The organism is Komagataeibacter oboediens (assembly GCF_018491655.1).
Lineage (GTDB): Bacteria > Pseudomonadota > Alphaproteobacteria > Acetobacterales > Acetobacteraceae > Komagataeibacter > Komagataeibacter oboediens.
This window is the reverse complement of sequence record NZ_JABLUU010000002.1, coordinates 143,750-156,323: the sequence shown is the minus strand read 5'-3', so window position 1 is coordinate 156,323 and position 12,574 is coordinate 143,750. Positions and strand designations below refer to the sequence as shown.

The 12,574-nt window shown below is 63.0% G+C and carries 10 protein-coding genes; 9 read left to right on the top strand and 1 reads right to left on the bottom strand.

The features are described 5' to 3' along the window. Positions 1-67 precede the first annotated feature (67 nt). Genes rimP through rbfA form a run of 5 tightly spaced genes read left to right on the top strand, consistent with a single transcriptional unit; the run spans position 68 to position 6,044 of the window. A complete protein-coding gene (gene rimP / locus HNO79_RS02645) occupies positions 68-688 on the top strand; it encodes a ribosome maturation factor RimP (RefSeq protein WP_039736653.1) in 621 nt (206 codons plus the stop codon). 20 nt (positions 689-708) lie between these two features. Then, positions 709-2,244 carry a transcription termination factor NusA gene (nusA, locus tag HNO79_RS02640; protein ID WP_214164643.1) on the top strand — a complete coding sequence of 512 codons (1,536 nt, stop codon included), beginning with the start codon at positions 709-711 and terminating at the stop codon, positions 2,242-2,244. Further along, positions 2,216-2,911: an RNA-binding protein gene (locus HNO79_RS02635; protein ID WP_408887040.1), complete on the top strand. Its 696-nt coding sequence runs from the start codon at positions 2,216-2,218 to the stop codon at positions 2,909-2,911. The genes nusA and HNO79_RS02635 overlap by 29 nt, the downstream gene beginning before the upstream one ends. Continuing rightward, positions 2,908-5,604, top strand: a complete 2,697-nt coding sequence (gene infB, locus HNO79_RS02630; RefSeq protein ID WP_214164641.1) for a translation initiation factor IF-2 — start codon at positions 2,908-2,910, stop codon at positions 5,602-5,604. Before HNO79_RS02635 ends, infB begins: the two co-directional genes overlap by 4 nt. Before the next feature lie 23 nt (positions 5,605-5,627). After that, positions 5,628-6,044 carry a 30S ribosome-binding factor RbfA gene (gene rbfA / locus HNO79_RS02625; RefSeq protein WP_214164713.1) on the top strand — a complete coding sequence of 139 codons (417 nt, stop codon included), beginning with the start codon at positions 5,628-5,630 and terminating at the stop codon, positions 6,042-6,044. Between the two features lie 95 nt (positions 6,045-6,139). Here the strand turns inward: rbfA and HNO79_RS02620 are convergent, their stop codons facing one another. Further along, entirely contained in the window at positions 6,140-7,111 is a 972-nt protein-coding gene (locus tag HNO79_RS02620; protein WP_214164640.1) for an MlaD family protein, read from the bottom strand. Between the two features lie 253 nt (positions 7,112-7,364). On the opposite strand from HNO79_RS02620, the gene truB reads away from it, so the two are divergent. The 4 genes from truB (at position 7,365) to HNO79_RS02600 (ending at position 12,532) form a co-directional block, all read left to right on the top strand. Beyond that, on the top strand, positions 7,365-8,285 hold the full coding sequence (gene truB, locus HNO79_RS02615; protein WP_214164639.1) for a tRNA pseudouridine(55) synthase TruB: 921 nt from the start codon (positions 7,365-7,367) through the stop codon (positions 8,283-8,285). 28 nt (positions 8,286-8,313) lie between these two features. Beyond that, complete coding sequence (gene rpsO, locus HNO79_RS02610; protein ID WP_010514733.1) at positions 8,314-8,583, top strand: 30S ribosomal protein S15; 270 nt, start codon at positions 8,314-8,316, stop codon at positions 8,581-8,583. A 300-nt stretch (positions 8,584-8,883) separates the two neighbouring features. Further along, a complete protein-coding gene (gene pnp, locus HNO79_RS02605) occupies positions 8,884-11,019 on the top strand; it encodes a polyribonucleotide nucleotidyltransferase (RefSeq protein WP_010514734.1) in 2,136 nt (711 codons plus the stop codon). Between the two features lie 94 nt (positions 11,020-11,113). Beyond that, a complete protein-coding gene (locus tag HNO79_RS02600; RefSeq protein WP_214164638.1) occupies positions 11,114-12,532 on the top strand; it encodes an NAD(P)H-dependent flavin oxidoreductase in 1,419 nt (472 codons plus the stop codon). Positions 12,533-12,574 lie beyond the last annotated feature (42 nt).

Sequence of the window (12,574 nt, the reverse complement as noted above, 5' to 3'; positions counted from 1 at the left end):
TGTTACGGGCAATTCCTTCATCTCTGGTTTTTCTTTGGGGGGTGGCCGCAAGGCTGCCTTTTTTGCATTGGACGCTGATCTGCCTTTCCTGACGGGCCTTGATGCCCGTATTGCCGAAATGATCGCGCCTGCGCTGGCCGACATGGGCTTTGACCTTGTGCGCGTGGCGGTGCTGGGGCGCGAATCCCCCACCGTGCAGATCATGGCGGACCGTGCGGATGGCACGCTGATCGCCATCGAGGACTGTGAACAGATCAGTCATGCGGTGGGCGCGATACTGGATGTCGAGGATCCGCTGCCGGGTGCCTGGACACTGGAAGTGTCCTCCGCCGGGATCGACCGGCCCCTGACCCGCGCCAAGGACTGGGAACGGTTCGCGGGGCACCTCGCCCGGGCCGAGATGAACATGCCCGTCGACGGCCGCAAGCGTTTTTCCGGGATCGTGCTGGGTGCGCGTGACGGCCACGGCCTGATGCGGCTGGATGACGGGACCGAGGTCGCGCTGCCTTTCGCTGACATGCGCAAGGCGCGTCTTGTCCTGACCGATGAACTGATCGAGGCGAGCGCCCGGATGATGAAGCCGGACGCCGCCAGCGACGAAAACGGGCCGGAGGAGGATGCCTCCCCGGCCGGAACGCAGAAGGCCCCTGGCAAGCCCGACCGCAAGCCGGCGCGCAAGGCCAACTGAACGATGTTGTGGAGACACTGATGGATACGTCCGTTGCCCGTCCCGAACTGCTGCTGGTGGCCGATGCCGTAGCGCGGGAAAAGTCGATCGACCGCGAGGAAGTGCTGGAAGCGATGGAGCAGGCCATCCAGAAGGCCGGCCGCGCGAAATACGGTCATGAAAAGGATATCCGCGCCACCATCGACCGCAAGACCGGCGATGTTCGCCTGTCACGCTGGACCGAAGCGGTCGAGACGGTGGAAAACGAGGAAACCCAGATCCCGCTGTACATCGCGCGCAAGTTCAAGCCCGAGATCCAGCTGGGCGAATACCTGATCGACCCGCTGCCGCCCATCGACTTCGGCCGTATCGCGGCGCAGACGGCAAAGCAGGTCATTGTCCAGCGCGTGCGCGAATATGAACGTCGCCGCCAGTTCAATGACTTCAAGGACCGCGTGGGCGAGATCATCAACGGCACCGTCAAGCGCACGGAATATGGCAACCTGCTGGTCGAAATCGGGGATGCCGAAGCCCTGCTGCGCCGCGATGAACTGATCCCGCGCGAAAGCTTCCGCAATTCCGACCGCGTGCGCGCCTATATCTATGACGTACGTGATGAGCCGCGTGGCCCGCAGATCTTCCTGTCCCGTACGCATCCGGCGTTCCTCGCCAAGCTGTTCGCGCAGGAAGTGCCCGAGATCTATGATGGCATCATCGAGATCAAGGCCGTGGCCCGTGACCCCGGTTCGCGCGCGAAAATGGCCGTGATCTCCCGCGATGCGTCGATCGATCCGGTCGGCGCCTGCGTGGGCGTGCGTGGCCGCCGCGTTCAGGAAGTCGTGAAGGAACTCCAGGGCGAAAAGATCGATATCATTCCGTGGAGCCCGCAGGCAGCGACCTTCGTTGTCAACGCCCTTGCCCCGGCGGAAGTCAGCAAGGTGGTGATGGACGAGGAAGCAGGCCGGGTGGAGGTCGTCGTGCCTGATGACCAGCTCAGCCTCGCCATCGGGCGGCGCGGGCAGAATGTCCGCCTCGCCAGCCAGCTGACGCGCTGGGACATCGACATCCTGACCGAAGCCGAGGAATCGGAACGCCGGCAGGAAGAATTCCGTCGCCGCAGCAACCTGTTTGTCGAGGCGCTGGACGTTGATGACGTCATCGCGGGCCTGCTGGTGACCGAAGGGTTCCATTCCATCGAGGAACTGGCATTCGCCGATCCCGAGGAACTGGCCAGCATCGAAGGCTTTGACGAGGACGTGGCCAGCGAACTGGTCCGCCGCGCCGAAGGCTACCTCGCGGGGCAGGAAGAGGAACTGGATAACAAGCGCAGGGCGCTGGGTGTCACCGATGACATCGCGGGCCTGGGCGTGTTCACCAACCAGATGCTGGTGACGCTGGGTGAAAAAGGCGTGAAGACGCTGGATGACCTGGCCGACCTGGCGGGTGATGAACTGGTCGAGATCCTTGGCAGCGATGCTATTGACGAGGATGCGGCCAATGAAATCATCATGGCGGCGCGTGCGCACTGGTTTGATGAAGACGACAAGGCTGGTGAGCAGGAGACGTCCGACGTCTGAGCAGGAAGATCCCAACGCGGAAGGCACGGGTGACATGGAGCATGAAGAGCGCGGTCCGCTGCGCCGCTGTGCCGTGACCCGCGTGCGGCTGCCAAAGGAGGAAATGATCAGATTTGTCATTTCCCCCGATGGAGTCGTGATCCCTGATCTTTCCGCACGTCTGCCCGGACGGGGAATTTGGTTGAGCGCGCGTGCGGATGTGTTAGAAACAGCACGCACACGCGGCGCATTCGCCCGCGCGGCACGGGGAAGGGTTGTTATTCACCCTGACCTGACCCATCTTGTAGAAGACGGGTTGCTGCGGCGCATGATGGATGTCGCAGGGCTGGCACGGCGGGCAGGACAGATTGTCTGTGGTTTCGCCAAGGTGCGTGAGTGGGTTGTGGGCGGTCGGGCCGGTCTGGTTATTCAGGCCGCTGATGGCAGCCCCGACGAGAGGAAGAGAGTTTTGTCCGGTGCACGGGACCTTCCGGTTGCGGTTGTTCCTACGGCATCGGGTCTGGGTGCGGCATTTGGCCGCGACCATGTTGTTCATGCGGCGATGCTGCATGGTGAACTGGCGCGCCGATTCCGTATCGAGAGTGAACGTTTTGCGGGTTTGTCCGGCAGGGCTAGCCCGAATTCGGCGGAGCGGTCCGCCGGACGGTGTGAACAGGCGGGTACATGAGCGAAGGCAACGATCAGGATCAGGGTAAGGGACGCTTGTCCCTGCGGCCGGCGGGCCGTAGGGAAGTCGGACGGACGGTGGATGCCGGTTCCGTGCGACAGAGCTTCAGCCATGGTCGTTCAAAGGTGGTTCAGGTCGAGGTGCGCAAGAAGCGCGGGGCCGGGGCCGCAGGTAACGGATCGGGGCCGGCTGGCGGTCGCGCCGGAGGACGGGGCGGTCGCGCGCTGACGGCAGCCGAGCTGGCAACCCGCCAGCGCGTGCTGGATGAACAGCGTCGCGCCGCGATCCAGCGCGAAAAGGAAGCGCGCGAGCAGGAGAAGATCACGATCCTCTCTGCCGCGGAAGAAGCCCGTCGCCAGGAAGAGGAAAATGCCCGCCGTGCCGAAGAAGAGGCACAGGCAAAGGCAGATGCCGCAGCCGAGGCCGAGGCACGCAAGCAGGAAGCCCGCAGCGCGGCTGCTACAACGCAGGCGAAGTCCGAACCGGTCGAGCCGGAAGGCCCAGTCGTGTCGTCCGTGCCGATTCCGGGTGAAGTGACGCTCGCGCCGCCGATGCAGCGCCTGCGCCCGCTGGCCGAACGCGCGATCATGCCGGCACAGCCGCTGCGTCCGTCGCGTCCGGCAGGTGGTGGTAATGCTGCTACCGGCCGTACTGCCGCCGGTGCGGGTGAAACGCTGCGCCTGCGTACCGGCCGTGCGGATGGGGGCGAGGAAGAACGTCGCCCCAGCCGCCGTCCCGGCAATGCGGCGCCGGGTCGTCGTCCTTCGGGCGGCGCAAAGAAGAACAATGACAGCCGCCGCGCCGGTCGCATTGACGTGCAGGCCGCGATTGAGGGAGACGACGACAAGACTCGTTCGCTCGCCTCGGTCCGTCGCCAGCGTGAGCGTGAGCGTCGCCAGGCCGAACTCGAACGCCTGCGGTCCGATCAGGTCCGCGTGGTGCGTGACGTGGTCCTGCCTGAAACCATTACGGTGCAGGAACTCGCCAACCGTATGGCCGCCCGTCAGGGTGAGGTCATCAAGGCGCTGATGAAAATGGGCGTCATGGCGACCGTCACACAGTCGCTGGATGCGGATACGGCTGAACTGATCGTGCAGGAATTCGGCCACCGCGTGCGCCGTGTGTCCGACAGTGATGTTGAAATCGGGATCGAGGGAATCGAGGACAGGCCAGAGGATCTCAAGCCCCGTCCGCCGGTCGTGACCGTCATGGGTCATGTCGATCACGGCAAGACCTCGCTGCTTGACGCGCTGCGTACCACCGATGTGGCCAATGGCGAAGCAGGTGGCATCACCCAGCATATCGGCGCGTATCAGGTCACGCTGGCATCGGGTGCGAAAATCACCTTCATCGACACGCCGGGCCATGAAGCCTTTACGGCCATGCGCGCCCGCGGTGCATCGGTAACTGACGTTGTCGTGCTGGTTGTCGCAGCGGATGACGGCGTGATGCCGCAGACGATCGAAGCCATCAAGCATGCCAAGGCGGCTGATGCCCCGATCATCGTGGCGATCAACAAGTGCGACAAGCCGGGTGCGAATCCCGACCGCGTGCGCCAGGAACTGCTGAACCACGAAATCGTGGTGGAAAGCATGGGTGGCGACACGCAGGATGTCGAAGTCTCGGCGCTCAAGCGCACCGGGCTGGACAAGCTTGAGGAAGCGATCCTGCTGCAGGCCGAAATCCTTGACCTGAAGGCGAATCCGGATCGTGTGGCCGAAGGTTCGGTGATCGAAAGCCGTCTTGACCGTGGGCGTGGTCCAGTTGCGACCGTGCTGGTCCAGAAGGGCACGCTGCGCCGCACCGATATCGTTGTGGCCGGTGCCGAATGGGGCCGCGTCCGTGCTATGATCGACGACCGCAACCGTCAGCTGAGCGAGGCAGGTCCGTCCATGCCGGTTGAAATCCTGGGTATTACCGGGGTGCCGGGCGCGGGTGAGCCGTTCGTGGTGGTGGAAAACGAGAACCGCGCACGCGAAATCTCGGAATTCCGTCAGCGCGTGATCAAGGAACGCATGGCTGCTGGCCAGACCGCCGCACGCGGCACGCTGGACCAGATGCTGGCCCGTATTCAGGCTGGCGCGCAGAAGGAAGTTGCCGTCCTGATCAAGGCGGACGTGCAGGGTTCGGCGGAAGCGCTTGAAGCCACCGTGCAGAAGCTGGAGCATGAGGAAGTCAAGATCCGCGTGCTGAACGCCACCGTCGGGCAGATTACCGAAAGTGACGTGCAGCTGGCCAAGGCGTCCGGCGCTGTCATCATCGCCTTCAACGTCCGCGCCACGGCGCAGGCACGTGAACTGGCACAGCGTGAGGGTGTGGATATCCGCTACTACTCCATCATCTATCAGGTTGCTGATGATGTGGAGCAACTGGTCCGCGGCAAGATCGCGCCGAAGCACCGCGAGAAGTTCCTTGGCTATGCCGAAATCCGCAAGGTTTTCGAAATCACCAAGGTTGGCAAGGTCGCCGGTTGTTATGTGACCGAAGGCGTGGTCAAGCGTGGCTGTGGCGTGCGTCTGCTGCGTGATAACGTCGTGATCCATGAAGGCGAACTGAGCCAGCTCAAGCGCTTCAAGGATGACGTCAAGGAAGTGGCGCGCGGTTACGAGTGCGGCCTGTCCTTTGCCGGGTATAATGACCTGCGCGAGGGTGACGTGGTTGAATGTTATGAAATGGAACTCGTCCCGGCATGAGCCGTAATTCATCCAGAAAAGGGATGAGCGAGAGCGGGCCGGCAGGGAAACTTGCCGGCCATTCCGCATCTGGTCCCTCGCAGCGCCAGTTGCGTGTGGCGGAAGAAGTCCGCCGTGTGCTGGCGGAAATCTTTTCCCGCACTGAATTCCGTGACCCGGATCTGGCGGATGTGCGCATTACGGTGACCGAGGTGCGTATCTCGCCCGATCTTAAGCACGCGACCGTATTCGTGGCGCGTCTGGGGCGTAGCGACGTGGCGGAACTGCTGCCCGCACTCAAGCGGGTAACGCCTTTCCTGCGGACGCGGCTGTCCCATGCGCTGCGGCTGCGCGGTGTGCCCGACCTGCATTTCCAGCCTGATACGGCGCTGGATTACGCCATGGAGGTCGATAACATGCTGCGACAGCCGGAAGTCAGGCGGGATCTGAAGGAAGACTGATCCATCTGCTTAGCGTATGTGTTCTGAATAACAAAAAGGCCGGTCGGGTTATGCCCTGACCGGCCTTTTTGCGAAAAAACGTTTCTACAGTCGGATCAGTTACGCCGTCCCATCAGCAGTAGCTGCGGATTGCGTTCCACATCGGTTGCGAACCCGCGCAGGGCGGCGGCGGCGGCGGCAAGATCACGCAGCGACGAGTCGATATTGGACCGATCGGCAGAACTTGGCGCGGTAATGTCATGCAGCCCGGCCAGCGCGCCCCTGGCTTCCGTGACCGTTTCATTGGAATTGACCAGCAGGGTGTGCAGTTCGCCGCCACGCGCATCCAGCTGCGCCGTGCCGGTATCGGCCAGACGGTCAATGGATGCCAGCGTCGTATCCATATGGTGGTCCAGGTCGCGGATCGTGTCGGTCGCGGTATCAACCGTTATCCGGGTGTGGTCGGACGTGGCCCGCACGCTGTCCACCAGCGGGGGCAGGTCCTTGTCCAGCTTGTCCGCCAGCGTGCGGATGCTGACCAGCATGGCGTCAGCATTGTTGGCGATGTTTTTCAGCGGCAGGGCGGTCAGGGCATCGGTCAGCTTCTGCATTTCCGATTCACGTGCCGGGATTTCCGGCAGCGGGCTGATTCCCGGATGCAGGTGGGCCGGCACGCTGGGGTCGAACGTCAGGTCGATTTCTTCCTGACCGGTCACGAAGCTCTGCATGTGCAGTTCGGCGCGCAGGCCGTTTTCAACCAGCTTCGGCAGTTCGCTGCTGTCCAGTACCTTGCCATGGCTTCCCGCCATGTGCGCGCCATTTGCCTGCAGTTCCAGCGTCACGGGAATATAGGCCTGATGGGTCTGGGGATCGAACTGAACGGCAATGTGGTCCACATGCCCCACCTGCACCCCGTCGAAGGTCACGGGCGCACCCACGCCCAGTCCGTTGATCGGGCTGTCAAACACCACCACGGCCCGGCTGGATGGGGAAAAGGGATGAAACTGTCCGAACAGCGCTATGGCCGTCACACCAAGCAGGGCTCCACCCAACACAAATGCACCGACCGTGGTCTGCCGTTCAGCCATGGTGTTCAGGTCTCCCTAGACGCAGAATAAAAAACGGTTGCGGACACATTTGTCCATGTGTCCGTTTGCTGCAAGATGACACTACATCCACAGCAGGCAAAGCGGGCTGCGGGGATGGCAGGCATGTGCCCGCTTCGCCTTTTACCATGTGTGGCGCAGGCGGCCAGCCCCCCAGACGGAATGGGGCATTGCCGTGCATGCGTGCCTCGTCTAAACGCACGGCATTCCCCCCTCATGACGCAAGGTGCCTGCAATGGGACGCAAACGTGGACGCCCGCTGGACGGCTGGCTGATAGTTGACAAGCCATCAGGAATGACCTCGACACAGGTCGTGGGCCGTGCGCGTTACCTGTTTGATGCGGCCAAGGCGGGCCATGGCGGCACGCTGGACCCGCTGGCGACGGGACTGCTGCCCATCGCCTTTGGCAGGGCGACGAAGACCGTGCCTTATATAATGGATGGCACCAAGCGCTATCACTTCACCCTGCGCATCGGGGAAGCACGGGACAGTGACGACGCGGAAGGCAGCGTGACCGCCGTATCCGACGTGCGCCCCGACAATGCCGCGTTCGAGACCGCCCTGGCTGCCTTTCGGGGCGATATCATGCAGGTGCCACCGGTCTTTTCCGCGCTGAAGGTGGGGGGAAAGCGGTCCTATGACATGGCGCGCGCGGGCAATGCGCCGGAACTTTCCCCCCGTCCCGCGCGGATTGACCGGTTTGAACTGATCGCGCGCCCCGATGCCGATACGGCGGTGTTCGAGGTGGAATCGGGCAAGGGCGTGTACATGCGCGCGCTGGCCCGCGATATCGCGCTGGCCTGTGGCACGGTGGGGCATGTGGCCGCGTTGCGGCGGCTGAACGTCGGGCCTTTTGATGAATCCCATGCGATTCCACTGGACAAAATTGTCGCAAGCGCCGACAACGCGCCTGCTCCACCGGATCTGCTGCTTCCGGTCGCGACCGCGCTGGCCGACATCCCGGCGCTGGCCCTGACCCGTGAGGAAGCGGATGCCCTGTCATATGGCCAGGCAATAGACCTGAACCAGCTGGCGGACCGGATGCCTGAGCACACCGACCCCCGTTCGGGTGTCGTGCGTGCGATGGACGGGGCGCGTGTGGTCGGACTGTGCCGTCCCGTGGACGGCTGGCTGCGATCAGTACGCATGCTGTGAACTGAATTGTCTGTAATGGAGAAAGACGATGTCGATTACCGCTGAACGCCGTACGGCGCTGATTAGTGAATACCGCAATGCCGCGACGGACACGGGCTCGCCGGAAGTGCAGGTCGCCCTGCTGACCGAGCGGATCGTGAACCTGACCGACCACCTCAAGACCCACGCGAAGGATTTCCATTCCCGCCGTGGCCTGCTGATGCTGGTTGGCCGCCGCCGCCGCCTGCTGGATTATGTCAAGCGCAAGGACCAGGCCCGTTACGAAACGCTGATCAAGCGCCTCGGCCTGCGTCGCTGATTTGCGACCACGCGGGAAGGCAGGCATAATGCCTTTCCGCATGGCCCGTACGGGCGCGGCGCATGCTTCTGCCTGCCCGCGCCCCGTCGGGCCGCTACTTTTCTGGTGCCCCTGACGGGCGCCATCAACACGCTGCCGACGCCACGGCGGAGATATCCGGACCGGATCGCAGCGTTTCAGGCCACATGGTGTTCTGGCGGTATGTGCCGTCATCGCTCCATGCCGTCCGAGGCGCTGCCATCAACGTTCCCATGTCCGGCCCGCCTGCATTGCGGCAGTCAACGGACAGGGTTTGTCTGGATGTTCAATTATTTTCGCAAGGAAATCGAATGGGGCGGCCGCCCGCTGGTGCTGGAAACGGGCAAGATCGCCCGTCAGGCCGACGGCGCGGTTGTCGTAACCTATGGCGACACGGTGGTGCTGTGCACGGCCGTTGGCGCCAAGAGCGTGAAGCCGGGACAGGATTTCTTCCCGCTGACGGTCAACTATCAGGAAAAGGCCTATGCCGCGGGCAAGATCCCCGGTGGCTTCTTCAAGCGTGAAGGCCGCCCGAGCGAGGCTGAAGTCCTGAACTCGCGCCTGATTGACCGCCCGATCCGCCCGCTGTTCCCCGAAAACTTCCGTAATGAAGTGCAGGTCGTCGCCACCGTGCTGAGCCACGACATGGAAAACGACCCCGCCGTTGTGGCGCTGATCGGCTGTTCGGCGGCGCTGACGCTGTCGGGCATTCCGTTCTTTGGTCCGGTGGGTGCGGCCCGTGTCGGTTATTCCAACGGCAAGTACGTGCTGAACCCGACCATTTCCCAGCTCAAGGAAAGCGAACTGGATCTGGTTGTGGCCGGCACGTCCGAAGGCGTGCTGATGGTCGAGTCCGAGGCCGTGGAACTGTCCGAAGAGGTGATGCTGGGTGCGGTGACGTTCGGTCACGAAGCCTTCCAGCCGGTGATCGATGCGATCATTGACCTGGCCGAAAGCGCCGCCAAGGCCCCTTGGGACCTGGCCGAGCCGACGGCTGAGGAAATCAAGCTGCGCAAGAAGGTGGACAAGGTCGGTCGCGCCCTGATCGCCGATGCGTACAAGGAACGCACAAAGCAGGTGCGTTATAAGAAGGTCGCAGCCGCGCGTGACGCCATCCTTGCCAAGATTGGCGAGGACGATGCCGATGCCGCCAAGCCCATGATCAAGGATCTGGAAGCCGATGTGGTCCGCACCGAGGTGCTGGACACCGGTTTCCGCATCGATGGCCGTGATCTGGAAACGATCCGCCCGATCGTGTCCGAAGTCGGTATCCTGCCCCGCGCGCATGGGTCCGCCCTGTTCACCCGTGGCGAGACGCAGGCCCTTGTGGTCGCGACGCTTGGCACCGGTCAGGACGAGCAGATCGTGGATGCGCTGGAAGGCGAATACCGCAACAACTTCATGCTGCACTACAACTTCCCGCCGTTCTCGGTCGGGGAATGCGGGCGCATGGGATCCCCTGGCCGTCGTGAAATCGGCCATGGCAAGCTGGCATGGCGTGCGATCCACCCGCTGCTGCCGGGCAAGGACACCTTCCCGTACACCATGCGTGTCGTGTCCGAGATCACGGAAAGCAATGGTTCGTCTTCCATGGCGACCGTATGTGGCACCTCGCTTGCGCTGATGGATGCCGGTGTGCCGCTGAAGCGTCCGGTGGCGGGCATCGCCATGGGCCTGATCAAGGAAGACGAGGACTTCGCCGTCCTGTCCGACATTCTTGGCGATGAAGATCACCTTGGCGACATGGACTTCAAGGTGGCGGGCACCGAGCAGGGTGTGACCGCGCTGCAGATGGACATCAAGATCACGTCCATCACGCCTGAAATCATGAAGATCGCGCTGGGTCAGGCCCGTCAGGGTCGCCTGCACATTTTGGGTGAAATGGCCAAGGCGCTGACCGAAGGCCGTTCGGATGTGTCGTCTTCCGCGCCGAAGATCACCACGATCTCCGTGCCGAAGGAAAAGATCCGTGATGTGATCGGTCAGGGCGGTAAAGTCATTCGTGAGATTGTTGAATATTCGGGTGCGAAGATCGACATCAACGATGACGGCACGATCATGATCGCGGCGTCGTCCGACGATCAGGCCGAAAAGGCCATCGAGCGGATCCGTGGCATCACGGCGGAACCCGAAGTGGGCCACATCTATAACGGCAAGGTCGTCAAGACCGCCGATTTCGGTGCGTTCGTCAACTTCCTCGGCCCCCGTGACGGGCTGGTTCACATTTCTGAACTGGCGCAGGGCCGTGTCTCCAAGACGACCGATGTCGTCAAGCAGGGAGACGAAGTGAAGGTGAAGGTGCTGGGCTTTGACGATCGCGGCAAGGTCAAGCTGTCCATGCGCGTGGTCGATCAGGAAACCGGTGCCGATATCACCGAGACAGTGGGCGCCAAGCCCGGCCGGGCGCCCGCGCGCTAAGACGCGGCTCCGGCCTGTATGACACCCGGTGGCGGGCTGCGTCCGGTATGGGCGCATCCTGCCGCGCGGGCAGACACATGACGATGGAATGGTGATGAAGCCGATCAATGCGATCCGTATGGGCGGGACGGATATTCTGCCCCTGGTCGAAGGGGGGAAGGGCGTCTCGATCTCAACCGGCGTATCCGCCGGGCACTGGGCGGCAGCCGGGGGGGCTGGCACGGTCTCGATCGTGAATGCCGATTCCTATGACAAGGATGGCAATGTCGTCCCGCAGATCTATCATGGTAAAACACGACGTGAGCGGCACGAGGAACTGATCGACTACGCCATTCGTGGCGGAATCGCGCAGGCCCGCATCGCGCATGAGATCGCGGGCGGCAAAGGCCGGATCCACGCCAACATCCTGTGGGAAATGGGTGGGGCGGAACGTGTCATACAGGGCGTGCTGGAAGGCGCTCCGGACATGATCCAGGGCCTGACCTGCGGCGCGGGCATGCCGTACCGCCTGTCGGAAATTGCGGCGCGTTTCGGCATCCATTATTATCCTATCGTATCGTCCGCCCGGGCGTTCAACGCCCTGTGGCGGCGTTCTTACCACAAGACGGCCGAACTGCTGGGCGCTGTGGTGTACGAAGACCCGTGGCGTGCGGGTGGCCATAACGGCCTGTCCAACACTGAAAACCCGCTGGCGCCGGAGGACCCGTTCCCCCGCGTGCTGGCGCTGCGCAAGCAGATGCGTGCCTTCGGCCTTGATGACACGCCGATCATCATGGCTGGCGGCGTATGGTGGCTGGAGGAATGGCAGGACTGGATCGACAACCCCGAACTCGGGCCGATCGCATTCCAGTTCGGTACCCGTCCGCTGCTGACGCGTGAAAGCCCGATCCCCGATGCGTGGAAGCGGCGCCTGCTGACGCTGAAGAAAGGGGATGTGTTCCTCAATCGTTTCTCCCCCACCGGCTTCTATTCGTCCGCGGTGAACAATTCGTTTCTGCGTGAACTGCGTGGCCGTGCGGAGCGGCAGGTGCCCTTCTCCCCCGAAGTACTGGGCGAACACACGGCGGCGCTGGCCATCGGTGCGCGTGGGCGGCAGGTTTTTGTCACCCCTGCGGACGAGCAGCGCGCGCGGTTGTGGATGGAAGAAGGCCATACCGAGGCCATGCGTACGCCGGATAACACGCTGGTGTTCGTGTCCCCTGAGAAGGCGCGTGAGATCCTGGCCGATCAGGGGGCCTGCATGGGCTGCCTGTCGGAATGCCGCTTTTCCAACTGGTCCCAGAAGCCGCCCGCCTATTCCAACGGGCACAAGGCGGACCCGCGGTCCTACTGCATCCAGAAAACGCTGCAGGCAGCGGCCCATGCACACGGGCCGGATCAGGATGCGGTGATTGACCACAACCTCATGTTCGGTGGTACGAACGCCTGGCGTTTCGCGACCGATCCGTTCTATGCCAATGGTTTCGTGCCTACCGTGGCGCAACTGCTGGAGCGGATCATGACCGGGCGGTAAGCCGGTCATGAAACCCGTGCAAAAGGCCGCCTCCCGTAAGGG